The 21,022-nt window shown below is 72.2% G+C and carries 25 protein-coding genes; 14 read left to right on the top strand and 11 right to left on the bottom strand.

All coding sequences use genetic code 11. From position 1 onward, the window contains the following. The first annotated feature begins 213 nt into the window (after nucleotides 1–213). Entirely contained in the window at nucleotides 214–711 is a 498-nt protein-coding gene (locus tag ABZS80_RS17385; RefSeq protein WP_355056906.1) for a hypothetical protein, read from the top strand. Between the two features lie 78 nt (nucleotides 712–789). On the opposite strand, the gene ABZS80_RS17380 is transcribed toward ABZS80_RS17385, so the two are convergent. From ABZS80_RS17380 to tnpA, 4 genes are read right to left on the bottom strand one after another with little or no spacing between them, the layout of a single operon-like run. Continuing rightward, entirely contained in the window at nucleotides 790–1,053 is a 264-nt protein-coding gene (locus ABZS80_RS17380; protein ID WP_355056904.1) for a hypothetical protein, read from the bottom strand. 33 nt (nucleotides 1,054–1,086) lie between these two features. Next, a complete protein-coding gene (locus ABZS80_RS17375; RefSeq protein WP_355056902.1) occupies nucleotides 1,087–1,335 on the bottom strand; it encodes a hypothetical protein in 249 nt (82 codons plus the stop codon). Continuing rightward, the gene (locus tag ABZS80_RS17370; protein ID WP_355056900.1) at nucleotides 1,332–2,549 is read right to left on the bottom strand and encodes a transposase; all 1,218 of its coding nucleotides are present in this window, start codon (nucleotides 2,547–2,549) and stop codon (nucleotides 1,332–1,334) included. Before ABZS80_RS17370 ends, ABZS80_RS17375 begins: the two co-directional genes overlap by 4 nt. Further along, the gene (gene tnpA, locus ABZS80_RS17365) at nucleotides 2,550–2,948 is read right to left on the bottom strand and encodes an IS200/IS605 family transposase (RefSeq protein ID WP_355056898.1); all 399 of its coding nucleotides are present in this window, start codon (nucleotides 2,946–2,948) and stop codon (nucleotides 2,550–2,552) included. It lies immediately after the preceding gene. 269 nt (nucleotides 2,949–3,217) lie between these two features. Here tnpA and ABZS80_RS17360 point away from each other — a divergent pair, with 269 nt between their 5' ends. Then, nucleotides 3,218–3,796, top strand: coding sequence for a nitroreductase family deazaflavin-dependent oxidoreductase (locus tag ABZS80_RS17360; RefSeq protein ID WP_355056896.1), 579 nt, complete (start codon nucleotides 3,218–3,220; stop codon nucleotides 3,794–3,796). A 32-nt stretch (nucleotides 3,797–3,828) separates the two neighbouring features. On the opposite strand, the gene ABZS80_RS17355 is transcribed toward ABZS80_RS17360, so the two are convergent. Then, a complete protein-coding gene (locus ABZS80_RS17355) occupies nucleotides 3,829–4,152 on the bottom strand; it encodes a nuclear transport factor 2 family protein (protein WP_355056894.1) in 324 nt (107 codons plus the stop codon). 97 nt (nucleotides 4,153–4,249) lie between these two features. Further along, nucleotides 4,250–5,218, bottom strand: a complete 969-nt coding sequence (locus ABZS80_RS17350) for a hypothetical protein (RefSeq protein WP_355056892.1) — start codon at nucleotides 5,216–5,218, stop codon at nucleotides 4,250–4,252. Nucleotides 5,219–5,394: 176 nt separating this feature from the next. Here ABZS80_RS17350 and ABZS80_RS17345 point away from each other — a divergent pair, with 176 nt between their 5' ends. The 10 genes from ABZS80_RS17345 (at nucleotide 5,395) to ABZS80_RS17300 (ending at nucleotide 14,010) form a co-directional block, all read left to right on the top strand. Next, nucleotides 5,395–5,895: a SigE family RNA polymerase sigma factor gene (locus tag ABZS80_RS17345; RefSeq protein WP_151464068.1), complete on the top strand. Its 501-nt coding sequence runs from the start codon at nucleotides 5,395–5,397 to the stop codon at nucleotides 5,893–5,895. After that, the gene (locus ABZS80_RS17340; protein WP_355056890.1) at nucleotides 5,888–6,622 is read left to right on the top strand and encodes a hypothetical protein; all 735 of its coding nucleotides are present in this window, start codon (nucleotides 5,888–5,890) and stop codon (nucleotides 6,620–6,622) included. Before ABZS80_RS17345 ends, ABZS80_RS17340 begins: the two co-directional genes overlap by 8 nt. A 70-nt stretch (nucleotides 6,623–6,692) precedes the next feature. Continuing rightward, complete coding sequence (locus ABZS80_RS17335) at nucleotides 6,693–7,307, top strand: hypothetical protein (protein ID WP_355056888.1); 615 nt, start codon at nucleotides 6,693–6,695, stop codon at nucleotides 7,305–7,307. Between the two features lie 121 nt (nucleotides 7,308–7,428). Next, nucleotides 7,429–7,758, top strand: a complete 330-nt coding sequence (locus ABZS80_RS17330) for a YciI family protein (protein WP_151464065.1) — start codon at nucleotides 7,429–7,431, stop codon at nucleotides 7,756–7,758. Further along, nucleotides 7,758–9,011: a DUF6596 domain-containing protein gene (locus ABZS80_RS17325; RefSeq protein ID WP_355056886.1), complete on the top strand. Its 1,254-nt coding sequence runs from the start codon at nucleotides 7,758–7,760 to the stop codon at nucleotides 9,009–9,011. The genes ABZS80_RS17330 and ABZS80_RS17325 overlap by 1 nt, the downstream gene beginning before the upstream one ends. A gap of 33 nt (nucleotides 9,012–9,044) precedes the next feature. After that, nucleotides 9,045–9,890, top strand: coding sequence for an MOSC N-terminal beta barrel domain-containing protein (locus ABZS80_RS17320; protein WP_355056884.1), 846 nt, complete (start codon nucleotides 9,045–9,047; stop codon nucleotides 9,888–9,890). Nucleotides 9,891–10,014: 124 nt separating this feature from the next. Beyond that, nucleotides 10,015–10,959, top strand: coding sequence for a sugar phosphate isomerase/epimerase (locus tag ABZS80_RS17315; protein WP_355056882.1), 945 nt, complete (start codon nucleotides 10,015–10,017; stop codon nucleotides 10,957–10,959). Nucleotides 10,960–11,117: 158 nt separating this feature from the next. Continuing rightward, nucleotides 11,118–11,603, top strand: coding sequence for an MmcQ/YjbR family DNA-binding protein (locus tag ABZS80_RS17310; RefSeq protein ID WP_355056880.1), 486 nt, complete (start codon nucleotides 11,118–11,120; stop codon nucleotides 11,601–11,603). A gap of 5 nt (nucleotides 11,604–11,608) precedes the next feature. Then, nucleotides 11,609–13,012, top strand: a complete 1,404-nt coding sequence (gene sthA / locus ABZS80_RS17305) for a Si-specific NAD(P)(+) transhydrogenase (protein ID WP_355056878.1) — start codon at nucleotides 11,609–11,611, stop codon at nucleotides 13,010–13,012. A 125-nt stretch (nucleotides 13,013–13,137) separates the two neighbouring features. Next, complete coding sequence (locus ABZS80_RS17300; RefSeq protein WP_355056876.1) at nucleotides 13,138–14,010, top strand: class I SAM-dependent methyltransferase; 873 nt, start codon at nucleotides 13,138–13,140, stop codon at nucleotides 14,008–14,010. A 37-nt stretch (nucleotides 14,011–14,047) separates the two neighbouring features. Here the strand turns inward: ABZS80_RS17300 and ABZS80_RS17295 are convergent, their stop codons facing one another. The 4 genes from ABZS80_RS17295 to ABZS80_RS17280 form a co-directional block, all read right to left on the bottom strand. Then, the gene (locus ABZS80_RS17295; RefSeq protein ID WP_355056875.1) at nucleotides 14,048–15,148 is read right to left on the bottom strand and encodes a crosslink repair DNA glycosylase YcaQ family protein; all 1,101 of its coding nucleotides are present in this window, start codon (nucleotides 15,146–15,148) and stop codon (nucleotides 14,048–14,050) included. Nucleotides 15,149–15,276: 128 nt separating this feature from the next. Next, entirely contained in the window at nucleotides 15,277–16,071 is a 795-nt protein-coding gene (locus ABZS80_RS17290; RefSeq protein ID WP_355056873.1) for a serine protease, read from the bottom strand. A 128-nt stretch (nucleotides 16,072–16,199) separates the two neighbouring features. Further along, nucleotides 16,200–17,312: a GNAT family N-acetyltransferase gene (locus tag ABZS80_RS17285; RefSeq protein ID WP_355056871.1), complete on the bottom strand. Its 1,113-nt coding sequence runs from the start codon at nucleotides 17,310–17,312 to the stop codon at nucleotides 16,200–16,202. A 15-nt stretch (nucleotides 17,313–17,327) separates the two neighbouring features. Continuing rightward, nucleotides 17,328–17,756: a DUF6010 family protein gene (locus tag ABZS80_RS17280; protein WP_355056869.1), complete on the bottom strand. Its 429-nt coding sequence runs from the start codon at nucleotides 17,754–17,756 to the stop codon at nucleotides 17,328–17,330. A 105-nt stretch (nucleotides 17,757–17,861) separates the two neighbouring features. On the opposite strand from ABZS80_RS17280, the gene ABZS80_RS17275 reads away from it, so the two are divergent. Beyond that, entirely contained in the window at nucleotides 17,862–18,890 is a 1,029-nt protein-coding gene (locus ABZS80_RS17275; protein ID WP_355056867.1) for a helix-turn-helix domain-containing protein, read from the top strand. An 82-nt stretch (nucleotides 18,891–18,972) separates the two neighbouring features. Here the strand turns inward: ABZS80_RS17275 and ABZS80_RS17270 are convergent, their stop codons facing one another. Continuing rightward, nucleotides 18,973–20,445, bottom strand: a complete 1,473-nt coding sequence (locus tag ABZS80_RS17270) for a M1 family metallopeptidase (RefSeq protein WP_355056865.1) — start codon at nucleotides 20,443–20,445, stop codon at nucleotides 18,973–18,975. Nucleotides 20,446–20,520: 75 nt separating this feature from the next. Between ABZS80_RS17270 and ABZS80_RS17265 the strand changes: the two genes are divergently transcribed. Then, complete coding sequence (locus ABZS80_RS17265) at nucleotides 20,521–20,877, top strand: VOC family protein (protein WP_151462237.1); 357 nt, start codon at nucleotides 20,521–20,523, stop codon at nucleotides 20,875–20,877. Nucleotides 20,878–21,022: the final 145 nt, after the last annotated feature.

Genomic DNA, 21,022 nt, shown 5'->3' with positions numbered 1-21,022 from the left:
TCCCGCTCGGTGTCCCCCACGGCGATGTCTGTGCCTGCTCGCCGAGGGCCTGCCCAACCCCGAGATCGCCGAGCGGCTCGTGGTCAGGCGACGAGACCTTGAAGACCCACGCCGGCCGGCTGCTGGGTAAGCTGAGCCTCCGGGACCGGGCGCAGGCGATCCTCGTCACCCAAGGTCCAGGCTGGTCGTCCCGCGCGGCAATCGGAGTGAACGGTGAACGACGACGCGCTCGCCGCCTCGCTCGCGGCGAACCTGGACGCACTGACCTTCGCGGACCGGTCGACCGACGAGGTCACCGCGCTGCTTGTCGACGCGGTCGCCGCGTGGGGTACGGCCCAGGGCTTTCGGGTGTACCGACGCGCCACAAGCGTCGTCCCGCTTCCCGCCCCGTACCAGAACCGGCACTCGGTCGTAGACGTCGCCTTCGCTCGTCCCGCCGCTCATCCCGTCGTGATCGAGGTGGACCGCACAGACCGCCGACGCACGGTGCAGAAGCTGCTCGCCGAGGCCGCCGCCGGCCGGGTCGCGCTCTGGGTGCGCTGGGGGCCGGGACCGTTCGCCGTACCGCCCGCGCCGGTCCGCCTTGTCACCTGCGAAGTCGCCGTGCGCAACCACAGGCACTCGCGACTGCCGGCCCGTCCCGCGCCGCAGCACTCCGCGCCGGCCGGCGCCGCGGCCGATCCGGTCGAGCTTCCGCTCATCGCAGATTGAGCTTCGTTCCCTCGTGGCCGGCGACGAACCCGAGCCGCCCGAGGACACGGGTGGCGTGGACGTAGCCGACAGCCGCGATCAACGACTGGCCGTCATCGCTTCGTCGGCCCACTCCCGTGCGATCGTCCGCTGCGGAGTGTTGGGGTCGGAGGGATCCCAGGCGTCCCGGCTCGACCTGCCGTAGTTGTTCGTGGGGGTCGTGGTGCCGTCGGGCAGCATCGGCTCGATCGGCCTCAGGCCGTTGGCGACGTTCAACGAGTTGTCGTTGACGCGCCAGATGACGAGCCCGGCGTCACTGGCGCCCTGGTCGTAGGTGCCTGGCGTCAGCTCGCGGTTCTCCACCTTGAAGTAGTTCTTGGTGCCGTCGTCGGGGTCCTACAGGATGAAGGAATCCCCGGTGGTGTCGGCCCGCCGGATGTCGTAGAAGCCGTCGGCCTCCACGACGACCGGTGTTGTCCAGCCCAGGTGCATCTTTGTCCAGGAGTTCGGCGCGAACAGGGTCGTGTCCGGCAGACCGCAGGTGGGTCCGGCGAAGCCATCCGGCGCCGATTCGGCAACATCTGGTGGTTGACTTCCTCCCCGCGCCTGAAGGGCGGGGGATTCCCGTGGCTGAGGCGCGTTCACGCCGCGAGCCGTTCGGGTGGTTGGCGTTTCACAGACAGCCCTGCGGCTCGGTCTCCGCGCCCTGTTACCGCCAGTCCGGCGGCGAGGATGTTCTTGGCCGCGTTCACGTCGGCGTGGTCCTGATGCCCGCAGGCGACGCATCGGAAGACCGCTTGGCTCTCGCGGGACTCCGAGGCGACATGCTTGCAGGCGTTGCAGGTCTGCGACGTGTACGCCGGGTTGACCTTCTCGATCTTTGCTCCGTGGTAGCGGGCGGCGTGTTCGAGCTTGAGCAGGAATCCGCCCCACCCTTTGGCGAGGATGGCCCGGTTCAGGCCAGCCTTCTGGCGGACGTTACGGCCGGGCTGCTCAACGGTGCCCTTCGCGCTGGCCGTCATGTTCTTGATCCGCAGGCCCTCGACAGCGACCATGCCGTGCTCGCGGACCAGGCGCACGGCGGTCCGCGCGGCGAAGTCAGCTCTGCGGGCCCGGATACGGGCATTCAGCCGGCCGAGTTGCGCACGGGTAGCGTCGCGACGTCTCGATCCGCGGTTGCGGCCATGAACCCGCAGCGACCGGGAAATGCGCTGCTGCAACCGCTTGAGCCGGGCCGCCTCGCCCGCGGTGACGAACTCCCGCTCGTCCAGCCCCCCGTCCGAGGTGGCCACAGCCACGGTGACACCCCGGTCCACACCGACCGGCGGCTTACCGTTCGGGGCAACCTCGCTCCTGCCGTCCTCGACGCAGAACGAGATGTACCAGCGTCCGCCGTCACGCAAGACCGTGGCGTTGCGGACGGCGCCACCCAACGGCCTGGTCCACCGAAACCTGACCGGCCCGAACTTCGGCAGGCGCACCTCACCCCACCTGCGGTTCAACCGCTGCACCGCGATGTGTTTGGGGTCGGGAAACCGGAACGACGGGGCCGTGCGGGCCTTCGACCGCCAGCGCACCTTCCACGTGCCATGCGTCTTGCACGCCCGGTCCAGGTCCCGCAGGGTTTGCTGCAACGTGTGCGACGGCGCGTCGGCCAGCCACGCGCAGTCCGGATCTTTCTTCGCCTTGGCCATCTGCCCGGCCTGCTCGTTGTAGCCGATGAACGCGCCGCGGCGGCGGTACTCACGGCGCTGCTCCAACGCCGTGTTCCACACCGCCCGACACGCCGCGCCGACCTGTTCGGCGTAGGCGGCCTGCTCGTCGGTGAAGGCGAGGAGATAGCGGCGGCCGGTCAGCATTCAGCGGCCCTTCTGCTGCTCGACATACTCCTTCACCGCTGCCAGCGGGGCACCGCCGGTGGTCGCCACGAAGTACGAGTTCGTCCACAAGGTCGGCAGCCGAGAACGCAGCGACGGGAACTCCTCACGCAGCACCCGAGACGTCCGTGCCTTGACCGCCTTGACGAGCTTATGGACACCGAACCGCGGATCCACCTCAACCAGCAAGTGCACCTGATCGGGCATGACCTCCAACGCCACCAGCCACGCCCCCTTCTCCTCCACCACCTCACGGATGAGTTGCTTCAACCGCTCCTCGATCCGGCCGCCGAGCACCCGGCGTCGGTACTTCGGGCACCACACGACGTGGAAAGCGCACTGGAACACGACGTTGCTGTTCGACCGCAGGGCAACGGACACCCGCGCAATATACAACCTCGTGCTATCTACTGCCCGTCCAAAAATGACACGCTAACCCCACGGCTAAAGCCGCGGGTCTGCTCGCTACGCACTTCGATCAACGCAGCGATCGAGGACGTCGCACCGCTGAGGGGATGCGGCGGCTCGCCGAACCGCGGTACGCCGAGGCGATGCGCTACGCGCAGGAAACCCTCGACCGGGAGCTGAGCCGCCGCACCGACAGAGTCGTCAGCCGCCAACTGATCGGCTGACGACGGCACCGCGGCGCGGTGGACGACCGGCCAGTCGACGCTGCCGGTCCGCCCGAGACCGCTGCCGGCGTCCTGTTCGTACGATCGCCCTTGTCGGCGTTGGAGGTCGTCATGTCGGTCGATAATCGGGCAGGGAAGCCGAAGCTTCCGCCGCGCTGGTTCATCCGGCTGGCCTGGTCGGTGCACCGGGGTCTGTATCGGGCCTTCCGGGGACGGGTCCTCTGGCGACCCCGCGCCGACCGGTGGGGCACCCTGCGGCTGTCCACGACCGGGCGGCGCAGCGGGCAGCAGCGCAGCGTCATCGTCGCGTACCTGGAGGACGGGCCGAATCTGTTCACGCTGGCGATGAACGGCTGGGGTGAGGGCGAGCCCGCCTGGTGGCTAAACCTGCAGGCGCATCCGGACACGGCTGTCGACCTGGTCGGCGGGCGGCGGCTCGTGCGCGGGCGCGCCGCGACGGGCGATGAGCGGTCGCGGCTGTGGGCCCGCTGGCGCGAGATCGACGCGAAGCTCGACGCGTTCGCGGCGCTGCGGCCGTCCGAGACCGCTGTGGTGGTTCTGGAGCCCCGGCCCGGCACCGAGCACGTCGCCGGGTAGGGGTCGGCACCGGCGATCGGGGTGAAGGTGTGTCAGTCGAACCGGACGACCAGCTCGGCAACCTGGTCGCCGCGGTAGCGAAGGGTCAGTGTGCCGGTGCCGCCGCGGGACCACGCGAAGGTGACGACGTCGCCGTCGCCGTCGGAACGGATGCCGCTGACCCGGATGGTGTCGTCGGGCGGGTGTTCGGCGTAGGCGACCGCGATGGCGTCGCGGCCCCGCTGTGATCCGACGGCCCGCCCGACGAAGGTCATGACCGCGTCGGGATGCAGGGCGTCGAGGAACGCCGCCCAGTCACCGCTGGTGACCGCCGTGTTGAAGCGCGCGACGTGGGCTCTGGCCGATGCCTCCGTCATGGCAGCCACCGTACGGCAGGCGGGCCCCGGACGGCGCGCACCGGGGCGCGGTCCGGGGCGGCGCTGTCTTGGGCGCCGCCCCGGGCCCGGCCGCACGTCAGGCGATCCGGTAGGCCTGCTGGATCGTCTGGGTCACCGTGTTGCCGGCGCTGTCGGTGGCCGTGAGGCGCAGCGAGACGAAGCCGGGCCGCCGCGGGTGCCGGACGAGGGCGGCACCCCGGTGCACCGGCAACGCGACCCACGTCCGGACGTCGTCGAACGAGGCCGAGACGCCGAGCGTCCGGCCGGGAGCGGCCGTGGAGCCCGCCAGCCGGTCCAGCGCCACGGGCAGGGTCATCGTCGTGCCGGCCCTGGCCGTGTTGGTGTCGTCGAGGGCGGGCATCGGCCGGGCCGTGGTCAGGGGCAGCCGCTCCGGCTTCACCGTGTGGGCCGAGGTGAAGGTCCAGGCCACGGAGACCGAGGTGGACAGGGTGTCCGGCGCGCCGCGGGTGACGGTTGCCTCCAGGCGGTAGGTGGCCTTGCCGGGCGGCACCGGGAAGTCCGCGTACGCGCTGTCCGCCGTGGCGATCTCCGTGCCGTTGCGGGACAGCCGGAGGTGGACCGGCAGGTCGTCGCGGCTGGCGGGGCGGCCGGTCGCGTCGCCGAACAGGGGCGGCGACGCGGCCGAGATGGTGTCGCCGTCGCGGCCCGCGTACCCGAGCGGGGTCAGGGCCGGGGCGCCGCCCACCGTGGGCCCGAAGGGGGCGGCGTTCCAGGTCTGGGCGTACGTCCTGCCCGCCGTGAAGGTGGACTCCTGCGTGGTGAGGTTGTCGCCCTCGACGAACGTGGACGTCCAGACAATGCCGCCGTCGGTGTTGTAGTACTCGGTGGCGCGGAACGGCAGGTCGAACGACGTGTTCGAACCGATCGGGCCGGCGCCGCCGGGGGACGCCGCACGGTGGAAGCGGACGGCGGTCGCGGCGGTGGACTGGCTCCGGTAGGTCGCCCGGACGGTGGCGAGGTTCTTCGGTGACAGCGCGGTCGCGAGCGCTCCGGCTGCCAGGGAGCGTCGTTGCCGTCGTCGCACATCGTCCTCTCCGCCACGGGCCTCTCCCGGACGGGACGATGACGCCTGGCCGGGCCGACGGGTTGATCATCGACTCTGTGACCGTGGTCACAATTCCGGCCCGCGCGATGCGACCCCGACCGCCTCCCCTGTTGCATGCCGCAGTGACCACCGTACGAGGCTCGGGGGCCGGTCAGATGGGTGACGCAGAGGAGTTCGACGCCCTCTACGCGGCCTGCGCGGGGCGGATCGTCGGTCACGTCTACATGCTGACCGGCAACCGCGGCGAGGCGGAGGACGCGGTCGCCGAGGCTTTCATGCGGGCCTGGCAGCGCTGGCGGACCGTGCGGGAGGCGGACAGCCCGGAGGCCTGGGTCCGTCGGGTCGCCTCCCGGATCGCGGTGAGCAGCTGGCGCAAGACGTTCAACCGGATCCGCGCGCACCGCCGCGCCGCGGTCGACCAGACCGTGCCCGGGCTCAGCGAGGACCACGTCGCCCTGCTGCAGGCGCTGCAGCGGCTGAGCGCCAACCAGCGCCGCGCCATCGTGCTCTACCACCTGAACGACCTCAGCGTCGCCGAGGTCGCAGCCGAGATGCAGGCGCCCGTCGGAACCGTCAAGACCTACCTCGCCCGAGGCCGGAGAGCGATGGCCGAGCTTCTGACCGAGACGCACCACGAGGAGACCCACCATGGCTGATCCTCACGACGACCTCGGGGCGATCGCCGAGGAAGTCCGGCGCGTCACGACGCTGCCCCCGGCACCGACCCTGCGCCGGCGCAGCGAGCGGCGGCGGCGCCGCACCGCCGCCACCGGTGCTGCGCTGACTGTGCTGGTGGTGGCCGGCGGCACCGCCCTGCTGCAGACGCGGGACCAGGTGGAGACACCGGACGAGGGCGTCGGCCCGGTCGGCCCGGCACCGGCGTCGGTCGCCCCCTCCAGGACCGCCTCCACCGAACAGGAGATCCTCGCCGGCCGTCGGCAGACCCGGATCGTGGTGCCCGGCATGGGCGGGGCCGCGCTCGCCGTCGACCGGGACAGCGACCGGGTGCGGGCCACCACCGAGCAGGGCATCGACGACCGGGCCCGGTGGGTCCTGCGCCCCGAGGGGGGAAAGTTCCGGATCATGCTGGCCACGCCGGGCGCCGCCGGCCCGGTCTGCATGACGGTCGTGCACGACGCCGCGCCGGGCAGCGTCCGCGGCCGGGAGTGCGATCCCGCCCAGCAGACGCAGCTCTTCACCATCGAGAAGGAGGCCGACGGGACCTACTCGCTGTTCCAGGGTCGGCGCTACGTCCAGACGGTGGACGGCACCAACGCCCTGGTCCCCGACCTGCCCGAGGGCCTGACCACCACCTACGCGTTCGAGGACCGCGGCCCCGCCGCCGGCGAGCCGTCGGGCGGGGGAATCACGCCCACCCGCTGAGCGGTGAGGCGGTTGGTCCCGCGCGGCTGCGAGACTCTACAGAGGAGCGGCGTGCGGAGGAGGCAGGTTGATGTTTCGCCGATTGCAGCGACAGGACGTCGACGCGCTCAGGGAGAGGTTCCTTGCCAACCGGGAGAAGGTCCGGTCGTGGATCGGCGGCTGGGACTGCCCCGAGGTCGAGTGGCCCGAATTGGCGGAGATCCCCCTCCCCTGGGTGGTGCGGCAGGCGGATGAGCGGACGTGGCTGAAGCGGCACGCCCCGTTCATGGACGAGTACGGGTGGATTCTGGAGGCCCGACCGGTGGCGCAGGGCGTCAGCCAGGTCGTTGCCCACTGGCAGTTCGGCGAAGGACACCGGTTCGATCGCCTCGACATCGACTTCCGGAGCTTCGCCGACCCGCCGTACCTGGCGGAGAAGCTTGCCCTGGGAGCGCACGCGGCCGATCTGAAGGGCTGGCAGGAGGGCGACGTGCAGGGCGTGTACGCCTGGCTCTTCGAGGGGATCGACAGCCGGCCGATGGGTGAGATGGTGCGGGGGCAGCACCGGAGCGGGTTCATCCTGTTCCAGCTCACCCGGTGGCCGCACAGCAGGACCGAGATCAACGTACGGCTGCGGATGACCCTGACGGACACGGCGCTGGACGGCACTCCGTTGAGCAGCGCGGGAGAGTCTTTCCCGGCGTGAGACCGAACGCCGGTCAGCATCCGTCAGGATTCTCGGCGGAGCGTGTCGGATCGGGGCGACGGCGTTCGTAGCAGGGGTGAGAGGCGGCCCGAGGCAGCCCACGACGACAGGAGATGACCCGATGCCGCAGTACCTGATTTCGGTGCTCCACGACACGAGCGAGCTCGCCACCGCGGAGGAGATGGCCGCGATCGACGTCTTCAACGCGCAGCTCCAGGCCGACGGCCACTGGGTCTTCGCCGGCGGCCTCGCGGCGCCCGGCTCGGCCACCGTCGTCGACGGCCGGGGCGGGGAGCCGGTGTTCACCGACGGGCCCTACGTGGAGTCGAAGGAGCACATCATCGGCTTCTGGATCATCGAGGCCCCCCACCTCGACGTGGCGCTCCGGCTCGCCGCCCTGGGGTCGGAGCACTGCAACCGGAGGGTCGAGCTCCGGCCGTTCCTGGGTTGATGGGCGACGTCGGCGAGGTGATCAGCCGGGTCCACCGCGAGGAGTGGGCCCGGGTGGTCGCGACCCTGGCCAGGCGCCTCGGCGACCTCGACATTGCCGAGGAGATGGCCGCCGAGGCGTTCGCGACCGCCGTCGAGCGCTGGCCGGTCGACGGGGTCCCGCCGAGTCCCGGCGCGTGGCTCACCACCACCGCCCAGCGCAAGGCGATCGACCGGATCCGGCGGGAGGCGCGGCGCGACGAGAAGCACAAGGAGGCGCTGATGCTGTCCGCCACCCCCGAGCCGCTCGGCGCCATCGACGACGACCGGCTGCGTCTCGTCTTCACCTGCTGCCACCCCGCTCTCGCCATGGAGGTGCGGATCGCGCTGACCCTGCGGATGGTCGGCGGGCTCACCGTGCCCGAGATCGCCCGCGCGTTCCTGGTCCAGGAGGCCGCCATGGGCCGGCGGATCACCCGCGCGAAGGCGAAGATCAAGGCGGCGAGGATCCCCTACGGCGTGCCGCTGCGGGAGGACGTTCCGGCCCGGGTCACCGGGGTGCTCGCCGTCCTCTACCTGATTTTGAACGAGGGCTACCTGGCCTCGGACCCCGGGAAGGAGGCGGTCCGCGCCGACCTGACCGCCGAGGCGATCCGGCTGACCCGGCTGGTCCGTGCCCTGCTGCCGGCGGACGGCGAGGTCGCCGGGCTCCTGGCGTTGATGCTCCTGACGGAGGCCCGCCGGGCCGCCCGGGTGTCCGCCAGCGGTGAGCTCGTCACCCTCGCCGAACAGGACCGCGGGGCCTGGGACGGCGAGCTGATCGCCGAGGGCCACGCCCTGGTCCGCGCGCGCCTCGCCACCGGCCAGGCGCCAGGGCGCTACCAGATCCTCGCCGCGATCAACGCCCTCCACACCGACGCCCGCGACGTGCGCGACACCGACTGGTCGCAGGTCGTCGCGCTCTACGACCAGCTGCTCCGCCTCGACCCCTCGCCGATCGTGCGGCTCAACCGGGCGATCGCGGTCGCCGAACTCGACGGCCCGGAGGTCGCCCTGGCAGCGGTGGACCGTCTGCCGCTGGAGGGCTACCACGCCTTCCACGCCACCCGCGCCGACCTGCTGCGCCGGCTGGGCCGCAGCGAGGCGTCGCGGACGGCGTACGACCGGGCCATCGAGCTGGCGGGCAACACCGCCGAGACGGCGTACCTCATCCGTCGCCGCGACCAGCTGGCCGGCACGGGTACCGGTGCCGCCGACGATGACGAGCGGCCGTAGCGGCGTCACGGCGCGCCGTGTCATCCTGGCCGGGTGCGAGTCGCCGCGATTCACACGTACCCCGTGAAGGGGTGCCGCCGGATGGACCGCGACACGGCGCGGGTCGAGCCCTGGGGCCTCGACGGCGACCGGCGCTGGCTCGTCGTGGACGACCACGGGGTCGGCCTCACCCAGCGCCAGCACCGGGAGCTGGTGACGCTGCGGGCGGTCTCCCGGCCGGGCGGGCTGACCCTGGACGCGCCGGGGCTGGCCCCGCTCGAGCTGGCCGAACCGACCGGCGGCGAGACGATCCAGGTCCGGGTGTTCCCGGCGCGACCACCCGCACCGGTACGCGCCGCCGGCCCCGAGGCGGACGACTGGCTCCGCCGGCTGTTGGGCCGCGCCGCCCGGCTGGTCTGGCTCGGTGACCCCACCCGCAACCTCGTTCCCTGGCCGGTTCCGGCCGGCTCCGGCGCCGAGCTGAGCTTCGCCGACGGCACTCCGCTGCTGCTGGCCAGCACCGCGTCGCTGGACGCGTTGAACGACTGGCTGCTGGAGTCGGGCAGCACCGAGTGGCCGCTGCCGATGACCCGGTTCCGCCCCAACCTGGTGGTCGGTGGCGCCGCGCCGTGGGCCGAGGCCGGGTGGGTCGGCCGGCGGATCAGGATCGGCGGGGCCGTGTTCCAGGGCGTCGGCGAGTGTGACCGCTGTGTGGTCGCGACGATCGACCAGGAGACCGGGGAGCGGGGGCGGGAGCCGCTGCGCACGCTCGCCGCACGGCGCAACGTCGGCCAGAAGCTCCTCTTCGGTCTGCAGATGGTGGTGCGGGCCGACCCGGACGGCTCTTCCCGCGACGGTGCCACGATCAGCGTCGGTGACACCGTCGAGGTCGTGGACTGACCGGACGGTCCACTCGGGCCACTTTCGTCGCTATCGGAGGAAAGTCTCTCCCTCATCGATGAAAGCTATGGACATCGGCAGATGCCTTTTGTAGCGTCGCGTCATCCTCGAGAAGGAGAAGCCGATGTGTTACGGACACGACGGAATGGCCGCGCTGCGGCGCTCCGTTGACCGGCGCAGCCTCCTGCGCGGCTCACTGGCCACCCTCGCCGGCATCGGGCTCGCATCGTCCGGCGTCGGCGCGACGGCCGCGGCGGCCACCGGCCACCCCACCGGGCGGCGCCACGTGCCCCCGGGCCTGATCAGCATCCAGCTGTGGACGGTCCGCGACGCCCTGTCGGGCCCGCCCGGCTACGACGCCACCCTCGCCCACCTCGCCCGGATCGGATACCCGCGCGTGGAGCTGGCGCTCGGCTACTTCGGTCGGACCGCCGCCCAGCTGCGCCGGTTCCTCGACGGCATCGGCATCCGGGCCAGCTCGAGCCACGACGGGATCAGCGCCAGTCCGGCCGAGCTGGCGCAGAAGATTGAGAACGCGGTCACCCTGGGGCAGCGGTTCCTGGTGGTGCCGTACCTGTACTCGGAGAACGCGGACGACTGGAAGCGCTGGGCCGAGCAGATGAACGTCGAGGCCGCCGCGGCGAGGGCGGCCGGCCTGCGCTACGGCTACCACAACCACGCGCACGAGTTCACCATCGACCTCGGCAACGGCCGGCGCCCGTGGGACGTGCTGACCGGGGAACTCGACCCCCGGCTCGTCCACCTGGAGGTCGACCTCTACTGGGCGGTCACCGGCGGCATCAACTCGGGCGACGGGATCGCGGATCCCGAGGGCTTCACGCTGGACGTGATCCGCTCGGCGCCGCAGCGGGTCCTGCAGTACCACGTCAAGGACCGGGACGGGTCCACCGGCGACATGGCCGACCTGGGCACCGGGACCATCGACTTCGGGCGGATCTTCCGGAAGCACCCGGTGCTGGAGTACATCGTCGAGAACGACACGCCGGACGTGACGCCGCAGCAGACGGCCGAGGTCGGTTACCGCTACCTGCGCAGGCTGCGGTTCTGACCCGGGCGGTCACAGTGCCGCCGGACACCGGGGCCGACGTCCGGTTCGACGGGAGCCCGCCGATCGTCGGCCCCGGTGTCCGGCACCCACCATCCGCGCCGGTCCGGGGGTACGGCGATCGTGCGGACCTGTCGGAGGGGCGGCGTAACGTCCGGCGGGTGACCGATCCTGGCGACGTCCCACCCGAGATCCTCGCTCGGCTCCGGCCCGTCTGCCTCGGCCTGCCGGAGGCCTACGAGGAGCCCGCCTGGGTGGGCACCCGGTGGCGGATCCGCAAGCGGACCTTCGCCCACGTGCTCACCGTCGACCCCGACCACCAGGCCGCCTACGCCCGCGCCGCCGCCAGCGACGAGCCGATCTGCGTGCTCACGTTCCGCTCCCCCGGCGACGAGATCGCCGGGCTGCTCGCCGGCGGGCACCCGTTCTTCAAGCCCGACTGGGGCGCCGACGTCGTCGGCATGCTGCTCGACGACGGGGTCGACTGGGCCGAGGTCGGCGAACTGCTCACCGAGAGCTACTGCGTCCTGGCCCCGAAGAAGCTGGCCGCGCTGGTCGACCGGCCGGCCGAGCCGCCGGCCCGACCGACGGGCCCGGGACAGCCGTCGGGCACCTCTGGCGCGCGCCGGGACATGCTGCCAGGCTGAGGATCGTGTACGACTACGACCTGCTGGTGCTGGGCTCCGGGCCGAGCGGTCAGAAGGCCGCGATCGCCGCGGCCAAGCTCGGCCGGCGGGTCGGCATCGTCGACCGCCGCGACATGATCGGCGGGGTGTGCATCAACACCGGCACCGTCCCGTCGAAGACGCTGCGCGAGGCCGTCCTCTACCTCACCGGCCTGAGCCAGCGCGACCTCTACGGCAGCAGCTACCGGGTCAAGGAGGAGATCACGGTCAGCGACCTGGCCGCCCGGACCCAGCACGTGATCAGCCGGCAGACGGACGTCATCCGCAACCAGTTGGCCCGCAACCGGGTCGCGATGATCACCGGCACCGGCCGCTTCGCCGACGCGCACGCCGTGTGGGTCGACGGCGGCTCCGGCCGGGAGTCCCGGGTCACCTTCGACAAGATCGTCATCGCCGCCGGCACCCGGCCGGCCCGCCCCGACAGCGTCGACTTCGACGACCGGACCATCGTGGACTCCGACGGGGTCATCAACCTCCAGGCCGTGCCCCGCAGCATGGTCGTGGTCGGCGCCGGCGTGATCGGCATGGAGTACGCGTCCCTGTTCGCCGCCCTCGGCACCAAGGTGACCGTGGTGGAACGCCGCGACCGGATGCTCGACTTCTGCGACGAGGAGATCGTCGAGTCGCTCACGTACCACCTGCGGGACCTGTCGGTGACGTTCCGCTTCGGCGAGGAGGTCGCCGCGGTGGAGAAGCACCAGACCGCCGCGCTGTGCATCCTCAAGAGCGGCAAGAAGATCGTCGCCGACACGGTCATGTACTCGGCGGGCCGCCAGGGCCAGACCGACGACCTGGCGCTGGAGGCGGCCGGCCTGGCGGCGGACCACCGGGGCCGGATCCAGGTCGACGCGACCTACCGCACGGCGGTCGACAACATCTACGCGGTCGGTGACGTGATCGGCTTCCCGGCGCTGGCCTCCACCTCGATGGAGCAGGGCCGGCTGGCCGCTCAGCACGCCTGCGGCGAGCCGGTGCGTGCCATGCCCGAGTTGCAACCGATCGGCATCTACACGATCCCGGAGATCAGCTTCGTGGGGAGGACCGAGGAGGAGCTGACCGACAGCTCGACCCCGTTCGAGGTGGGCATCGCCCGCTACCGCGAGCTGGCCCGCGGCCAGATCGTGGGTGACTCGTACGGCATGCTGAAGCTGCTCGTCTCGCCGGACGACGGGCGGCTGCTCGGGGTGCACGTGTTCGGGACCGGGGCCACCGAGATCGTCCACGTCGGGCAGGCGGTGATGGGCTGCGGGGGCACCGTCGACTACCTGGTCGACGCGGTGTTCAACTATCCGACGCTGGCCGAGGCGTACAAGGTGGCGGCCCTGGACGCCGCCAACAAGATCCGCAACATCACCCGGATCGACGGCTGACGGACCCGCCGGGCGGCGGGCATCCGTCGCGGCCCCTCCCCCGTGACAAATGTCAGCGGCGCCGGACCGTGCCCGACGTTACCGTCGAGCGCGGAGCCGACGTCCCCGCGGGAGAGAAGGACTCGATGTCGAGTACGCCGCGGGCGAGCCGCACGGCGGTGCTGGTGTGCCAGGGTCGCGCCGCCGCGGACGGGCTCATCGCTCCCGGCCGCTTCGCGGACCCGACCGCCCTGCCCCTGCTGCGCGCCGACGAGCGGGCGGCCGTCCAGTGGGCCCGCGCCGGTGTCCCACCCCAGAGTTGGCAGCAGCGGCTCGACTACGAGACCGTACGCGCCGCCGCCGAGCTGATGGCGCCCCGGACGATCGCCATCGACGACGCGATCCGCGCCCACCCGTCTCCGCAGCTGGTGATCCTCGGCGCGGGGCTGGACGGCCGCGCCTGGCGGATGCCGGAACTCGCCGGGGTGACGGTCTTCGAGGCCGACCAGCCGGCCACCCAGCAGGACAAGCGCGACCGTGCCGTGGGTCTGCCCGGCGCGCCGCCCACGTTCGTGCCGGTGGACTTCGGCCGCGACCGGCTGGCCGAGACGCTGGCGGCTCACGGGCACCGGGCCGACCTCGCCACGACCTGGCTCTGGGAGGGCGTCGTGCCGTACCTGACGAAGGCGGAGGTGGCCGCCACGGTCGCTGAGCTCGCCGCCTGTTCCGCCCCGGGCAGTCGCCTGATCGTCAACTTCCAGAGCCCCGCCGTCTCCACCGCCCTGGGCCGGGCGGTCGCTCGGCTGCTGACCGCCTCCACCGGCCGGGCGAGCGTCTGGGCCAACGAGCCGTGGCGCTCGACCTGGACGCCCGCCGCCATGGCCGCCCTGCTCACCCGGCACGGCTACCGGGTGACCAGGAAGGAGAACCTGCTCGACACGGCGCGGGCGCTGGCCCTGCCGCCCGTCCGCGCCAGGTCGCTGCGCCACAGCCAGGTGATGGTCGCCGACCGGGCCTGACCCCCGGCGCGCCACCGGGGACGAGCCCCGGCGGCGTTCAGGGCGCCAGGGCCAGGGTGAGGCGGAGCCAGTCCGCCAGCTCCTCGATCTCGTGCCGCACCGCGTTCGTCATCGCCCTGGTGAACGGCACGTCCTGGTGAATCGCGTCCACCCGGAACACACCGGCCCTGCGGTCGGCGGTGGCGTCGAGCTTGCCGACCAGCCGGTCCCCGTAGAGGATCGGCAGCGCCCAGTAGCCCCAGCGGCGCTTGGCGGCCGGCTTGTACATCTCCAGCTGGTAGTCGTACTCGAACAGCTCGGTCATCCGCCGGCGGTCGAAGACGAGCCGGTCCAGCGGGGACAGCAGCGCGGCACGGCCGGTGAACGTCCGGTCCAACAGCTCGGGGTCGACCCGCCACCGGCCCTTCACGCCCTCGACCACCGCGGGCTCGCCCGCCGAACCGACGTCGTTCGGCTCCCCCGCACTCTCCGGGGCCCGGGCGCGTGCGATGCCGAGCGCGCGCAGCCACCGCTCGTTCCGGATCCGCCGCGCCTCCTCGTAGGGCACCACCTCGTCGGGGTAGACCCGTTCGGCGAGGTCCCACAGCCGGTCGGCGCCCCGCCGGCCGGCGGCCGCGACCTCGCCCCGCTGGACGAGGAAGTCGATCATCTTCCGGACGTTGCGGTCGTTCGTCCAGCCGCTGGAGCGCCAGGGGACCACGCACGTGTCGGGCAGCTCGCGCGCCGGCAGCGGACCGTCGGTGCGGAGCCGCGCGAGGATGTCCAGCCGGCAGCCCCGGTTGGCGTCCACCCAGTCCCGCAGGCCCTCCTGCCAGTCGCGCAGCGGCGGACGGCCGGGCCACTCGGCCATCTCCGCCCGGTGCAGCGCGAGGTCCTCCGGCGGGCGGATCAGGCCGTGCAGCTCCAGCAGGGTCTGCTCGTCGAGGGCGTCGCGCAGCTGCGTCGGCGAGTACGAGGAGCCGAGACGGCTCCACAGGACCAGATCGGCGCTGGGCGCGACGGCGGCCGTCCGGTCGTTCTGCAGCAGCGTCAACCGGCGGACGACGTCGAACATCCCGCTCGGGCGGTGGGCGTCCAGCAGTTGGGCGCGCACCGCGAGGCGTCGAGCGTCGCCGCGGGACAACTCGTGCACGATCACCAGCCGAGCCTAGGAGGCGGGTACGACCTCAGACGGGCGGCCCGCTTGACGCCGGAGCCCGTCGACGCGGCGCGCGCGAGGGCGGCCCGGCTGGTCGTACACCGGGCCGCCCGTCAGGTCCCTGCGTGTCAGCCGCCGAGGCTCGCCGCGGCCGAGGCGATGGCCGAGGAGAAGTAGCTGACCTGGGTGTAGACGCCGGGGTAGTTCGGCCGGGCGCAGCCGTTGCCCCAGCTGACGATGCCGACCTGGATCCAGGCGTTGGAGGCGTCCCGGCGGAACATCGGCCCGCCCGAGTCACCCTGGCAGGTGTCCACGCCGCCGCTGGCGTACCCGGCGCAGATCTCCTCGGCGGGGATGAGGTCGCCGCCGTAGTTGGCGTTGCAGGTGGCGTCGCTGACGAACGGCACGGTGGCCTTGAGCAGGTAGCGCTGCTGCCCGCCGCCTTCGGTCGCCGCGCCCCAGCCGGCGACGGTGAACGTGCCGTTGTCGTAGGCCGTGGTGTTGGCGATCTTCAGGGTGCTCAGCCCGGTGACCGGGGTGGCCAGGCGGATGAGCGCCCAGTCCTTGCCGCTGCCGTTGTAGCCGGGGGCGCGGTAGACGTAGTTCGACCGCACCTGGATCCGGCTGGACGACTGGAGGTCGACCACGCCGAGGGTGGCGGTGATGCTGGTGTTGGTGCCCGTACGGCCGACGCAGTGCGCGGCGGTGAGGACCAGGCGGGGGCTGTACAGCGCGCCGCCGCAGCCCATCGAGAGTCGCACCATGAACGGGAATTCGCCCTGTGCGGCACGGGTGCCGCCGACGACGTTCGGCGTGATCGGCGCGGGGTCGGCGACGGCGGGTGCGGCGAGAGTGAGGCTGCCCGCGGTCACCGCGGCCAACGCGGTGGCCAACAGGCCGGTGAGGGTACGCCAGCGAACCATGGATTCCTCCGCATCAGGACCGGTGCGCCTCGTGGGCCCACCTGATTCGAGACTGCGGACAGCATATTGAGATCAATGGATTTGCTGACCATACTCTTCGGGTCGTACCGCGCCGGTATGGGCAGCCGTCACGTCACCGGCGTCAGGGTCTTCTCGAACCAGTGGTGTGCGTACGGCTCGTCGTTGTACGGCGCGATCTCCCGGTAGCCCGCGGCGCGGTACAGGGCGATCGCCTCGGTCAGGTTGCGGTTGGTGTCCAGCCGGGCGGCGTTCCAGCCGCGCTCGGCGGCGTACCGTTCCAGCTGATCCAGCAGGCGCCGGCCGACCCCCAGCCCCCGGACGGTGTCGGACACCCAGACCCGCTTGATCTCCGCGGGCGCGCCGGCGTGGAGCTTGATCGCGCCGCAGCCGACCGGCTCGCCGTTGAGGGTGGCGAGCAGGAACACGCCGGCGGGCGGGACGAGGTCCTCGTCGCGGACCGGCTTGCTCCGGGCCGGGTCGAACCCGCCGTCGAAGCGCTGCGCGATCTCGTGGGCGTAGGCCCGCACGCACGCCCGGGCCCGGGGATCTCCGGGTGGGCAGGGCCGCACGACCACCATCGAGCTGACGAGCAGCCGCTGCACCTCCGCCATCGCCGCGACCAGGCGCTCGCGGCGCTGGTCGGTGAGCGGTTCGAGAATGGACCGGGCCAGCTCGTCGGACCGCTCGTCCAGCTCCGCCCACTCCGCCCGCCCGGCGTCGGTGAGGGCGGCGACACGTACCCTCCCGTCGCCGCCGGCCCGGTCGGCCGGGCCGACGCTCACGAGTCCGTCGCCCTCCAGGGTGCGCAGGAGCCGGCTGAGGTACCCGGAGTCCAGGCCGAGCCGGGCTCGCAGGGCCGCGATCTCGGCGCCGTCGGGGCCGATCTCCCACAGCAGCCGCGCCTGGGCGAGCGGTCGGTCACGGGACATGTACTGGTCGTCGAGCGCGCCCACCCGTTGGGTGACCGTCCGGTTGAACCGCCGCACGGTGGCGATGAGCTCCGAGTTCATATGCCTGACCTTAGTCAGGCTTTGCCGCCGCCCGCCAGGGGGCCGGGCCCGCCCGATCAGGTGGAACACCCGGCTGAGCCGGCGGTCGGCCTTGGCGAGCATGACCGGCGACGGGTCCAGGACGGTCACGTCGTAGCCGAGCCGGGGCAGCGGCAGCGACTGGTGGGCCGCGCCCCCGCCGACGTCGAGGACGCTCGCCCGCCGGAACAACGGCCGCCTCCGGTCCTACGCCGCGTCGCCCGTGGCGGTGCGACGGCCCACCGTCCGGTGGGTCCACAGCCGCCACAGCTCCGGTACGGACCTCCCGCCGGCGAGGCACCACGCGGCGATGACCGGGTCGCAGATCGCGCAGCCCAGCGAGGAGTGCGCCGCGAACGGCAGGATCGGTTCGCCGTAGCGGTGGTGCAGCAGGTCCCAGACGGTGTGCATCAGCCACGCCACGCCGATCCACCGCCAGGACCGCAGCCCGCGGAAGGCGACGTACGTCATGGCCGCGGTGAACAGCAGCTCCCAGAGCCCGAAACCGCCGCTGAGGTAGGCGGCGCCCGCGCCGGCGACCAGGACCGCGTTGAAGGGTCGGCGGTGCACGGCGGGGATCAACGAGTTCAGCGCGGCGTAGGCCAGCCCGATCAGCACGGGCGCGATCACGATCATGCAGGGAACGTACGACCGGGGCAGCCGGGCCAACAGTGGCGCGAGCGCCAGGCAGCAACGGTTCACCGCCACGGCGTCCGCGGCGAGCGGGGGTAGCGTCGACGGGTGCACACGGTGGCGGTGGCGGCGTTCGACGGGGTGGTCGGCTTCGACCTGGCGACCGCGCTCGAGGTGTTCGGCCGGGCGCGGCTACCCGACGGCGCGCCGGCCTACCAGGTGAAGGTGTGCGCCGAGCGCCGCGAGGTCGACGCGGGTTCCTTCGTGCTGCGGGCGCCCTGGCGTCTCGACTCCCTCATCGAGGCGGACACGGTGATCGTGCCCGGCCTCGCGGACGTCGCCGCGCCGACCTCGGCGCCGCTGCTCAAGGCCCTGCGGGCGGCGGCCGCGCGGGGAGCCCGGGTGGCGTCGATCTGCGTGGGCGCCTTCGTCCTGGCCGAGGCCGGCCTGCTCGACGGCCGCCGGGCGACCACCCACTGGGCTGCCGCCGCCGAGCTGGCCCGCCGACATCCCGCCGTCACCGTCGAGCCGAACCTGCTCTACGTCGACGAGCGCGACGTGCTGACCTCGGCGGGTGCGGCCGCCGGGCTCGACCTGTGCCTGCACATGGTCCGGCGCGACCACGGCGCCGCCGTCGCCGCGGACGTCGCCCGCGCCTCGGTGATGCCGCTGGAACGCGCCGGCGGCCAGGCGCAGTTCATCACCTACGAGCCACCGGCCGCGAGCGGCTCCCTCGCGCCGCTGCTGCAGTGGCTGGCCAGCAACGCCGTGCGGGACATCGACCTGGACGACATGGCCGCCGAGGCCGCCGTGAGCGTGCGCACCCTGCTGCGCCGCTTCCGCGCCCAGACCGGCACCACGCCGATGCGGTGGCTCACCCACCATCGGGTACGCCGGGCGCAACACCTGCTGGAGACCAGCGAGCTGCCCGTCGAGCGGGTGGGGCAGGCGACGGGCTTCGCCTCGGCGACCACGTTCCGCGACCGGTTCAAGGAACTCGTCGGCGTCAGCCCGGCGGCCTACCGGCGCACCTTCGGGTCTCAGCCGCTCAGGCCGAGCTGGGGAGACAGGGCGTCGGGGGCGGCGACCGCGCCGTGCGGCCGCGTGACGTCGACATCCGCGCCGAAGCCGCTGTAGCGCAGCGACGCGTTCGGCCGCGACGGACACCGCCGCGGCGCGCCCCGGCATCTACCGCCGGGGCGCGCTGCGGCGCCTTGCCTCAGGTGACGGTGATGGCCTTCGGCGTGGTCTTCGAGTCCAGCCAGGTGTTGATGAGCTTGGTGAAGTCGCGGCCGGTCTGCTTGTTGACGAAGGCGATGAACGAGGCCCGGTCCTGCTGGGTGTTGCGCTGGTCCTGCACCCAGGCGCGGGCCAGCGCGAAGAACGCCTTGTCACCCAGCTTCCGGTGGATCTCGTGGAGCATGGCCTCGGGGCAGAGGTAGACGTTGCCCTCGGCGAAGTTCTTCGGGTTGGGCTTGCCGGGCGGGCCGAGCTTCTTGCGCGAGGCGGCGTCGGCGTCGCGCAGGTACCGGTCCAGGCTGGCGTCGCTGAGGTGCAGGGTGTCCTTGGTGTAGAGGTCCTGGGCGTACTGGGCCCAGCCCTCGTTCAGCCACAGGTCGGTCCAGGTGGTCGGGGTGACGGAGTCACCGAACCACTGGTGGGCGTACTCGTGCAGCAGGTCGCTTCCCCAGCGGTCCCGGCGGGCCTTGGTGTTCTCGATCTTCCGGCCCATCGTGATCATCTGCTGGGTCTCCATGCCGGACGCCGAGTCCACCACCACGACGCCACCGGACGGGAACGGGTAGGGACCGAACTTCTTCTCCAGCCAGGCCAGATACTGGGGGGACTTCTTGAGGTACGGCAGCAGCTTGTCGTCGGCGCCCTTGCGGTACCAGAAGGTCAGCGGGACGCCACGGGGCCCCTTGGCGGTCAGCTTCTGGTATTTCCCGACCGCCAGGGTGGTCAGGTACGTGGCGACCGGGTCGGTGCTGCGGTAGGTGAACGTGGTGCCGGACTGCCCCGCCGGGGTGCCGTTGGCGATGGCGGACCAGCCCGCCGGGACGGTCACCCGGATGTCGTAGAGGGCTTCGTCGGACGGCTGGTCGTTCGCCGGGTACCAGGTGAAGGCCCCGAACGGCTCCTGCATCGTCCAGAGGCCGCCCTCCTTGGTGACGGTGAGGCCCAGGTCCTCCACGTCCTTGCGGTGCGACGGCATGGGCGTCGTCTTCGGCTTGCCGTGGTACTTGACCACCAGCGTCACCGGCTTGTCGGCGACCACCGGAGCGATCACGGTCAGCTTCTCCCTGGCGACGGTGCCGGTGACCGTCGTGTCGTCCAGCGTCACCCCGTCGACCTGGTAGGGCATGAAGTCGAGGACGAGGGCGGGAGCGTCCTTGGTCGGGCGGATCCGCAGGGTGGCCGTGCCCGTGAGGGTCCGGGTCGCCGGCGCCCAGTCCAGCGCCAGGTCGTAGTGCAGGACGTCCAGCGCGTCGGTGCCCCGGGCCGGGTAGACCTTGTCGGCCACCGGGGTCGAGCGCCCGGCCTGCCAGGCGGTGTAGTCCACGGCGGGGGCGGTGGGGCTGGGTGTGGTCGTGGGGGCGGAGGAGCCGGCGGCCGGGGCGGCCGGATCGGTGGTGCACGCGGTGACGAGCAGCGGTGCGAGAAGCAGGGTCAGTGGTACGTGGCGACGCATCAGCGCACCCTACGGCAGAGATCCACTTCTGTGGGGGCCTCGATCTTCCCCGCTTGGATGAGTCAGGATCGGCGGATGGCGAACGTCTGGTCCGGTGTCACGATCGACTGTCTCGACCCGGAACGGGTGGCCCGGTTCTGGAGCGCCCTGCTCGGTCGCGAGCCCGGCCCGTCCCAGGAGGGCTGGGTCTACCTCGGCGAGCGCGGTGACCCGCAGCCGCGGCTGGTGTTCCAGCCCGTGGCCGAGCCGCAGACCGGCAAGGTGCGGATTCACCTCGACATCACCGTCGCGGACATCGACGAGGCCATGACGGCTGTCGTCGATCTCGGTGGCCGGTTCACCGGTGAACGGCACGACTACGAGGAGGGCGTGGTCGTCGTCATGGCCGACCCCGAGGACCACGAGTTCTGCCTGGTCGAGTACTACGGCTGACGGCGGCGCGCGGACAGAACGTATGCCTGCCTGGTCGGCCACCTCGACGACCCCTTGGTCCGGCTCCGAGCGCAGCTCGTCCTCCGGCACGCACCGAGAGCAACGGACCACCCGCACGAGCTGGCGACTTTGGCTCAACGCCGCA

It is taken from the genome of Micromonospora sp. NPDC005305, assembly GCF_040607315.1.
Taxonomy (GTDB): Bacteria; Actinomycetota; Actinomycetes; order Mycobacteriales; family Micromonosporaceae; genus Micromonospora.
This window is presented reverse-complemented; position numbering and strand designations above follow the sequence as displayed.

Coding starts and splice junctions, on each gene's coding strand:
- ABZS80_RS17370 (WP_355056900.1), bottom strand. CDS start 2,549: ATGCTGACCGGCCGCCGCTATCTCCTCGCCTTCACCGACGAGCAGGCC.
- ABZS80_RS17355 (WP_355056894.1), bottom strand. CDS start 4,152: ATGACGGAGGCATCGGCCAGAGCCCACGTCGCGCGCTTCAACACGGCG.
- ABZS80_RS17345 (WP_151464068.1), top strand. CDS start 5,395: ATGGGTGACGCAGAGGAGTTCGACGCCCTCTACGCGGCCTGCGCGGGG.
- ABZS80_RS17340 (WP_355056890.1), top strand. CDS start 5,888: ATGGCTGATCCTCACGACGACCTCGGGGCGATCGCCGAGGAAGTCCGG.
- ABZS80_RS17335 (WP_355056888.1), top strand. CDS start 6,693: ATGTTTCGCCGATTGCAGCGACAGGACGTCGACGCGCTCAGGGAGAGG.
- ABZS80_RS17330 (WP_151464065.1), top strand. CDS start 7,429: ATGCCGCAGTACCTGATTTCGGTGCTCCACGACACGAGCGAGCTCGCC.
- ABZS80_RS17325 (WP_355056886.1), top strand. CDS start 7,758: ATGGGCGACGTCGGCGAGGTGATCAGCCGGGTCCACCGCGAGGAGTGG.
- ABZS80_RS17315 (WP_355056882.1), top strand. CDS start 10,015: ATGTGTTACGGACACGACGGAATGGCCGCGCTGCGGCGCTCCGTTGAC.
- ABZS80_RS17300 (WP_355056876.1), top strand. CDS start 13,138: ATGTCGAGTACGCCGCGGGCGAGCCGCACGGCGGTGCTGGTGTGCCAG.
- ABZS80_RS17290 (WP_355056873.1), bottom strand. CDS start 16,071: ATGGTTCGCTGGCGTACCCTCACCGGCCTGTTGGCCACCGCGTTGGCC.
- ABZS80_RS17280 (WP_355056869.1), bottom strand. CDS start 17,756: ATGATCGTGATCGCGCCCGTGCTGATCGGGCTGGCCTACGCCGCGCTG.
- ABZS80_RS17270 (WP_355056865.1), bottom strand. CDS start 20,445: ATGCGTCGCCACGTACCACTGACCCTGCTTCTCGCACCGCTGCTCGTC.
- ABZS80_RS17265 (WP_151462237.1), top strand. CDS start 20,521: ATGGCGAACGTCTGGTCCGGTGTCACGATCGACTGTCTCGACCCGGAA.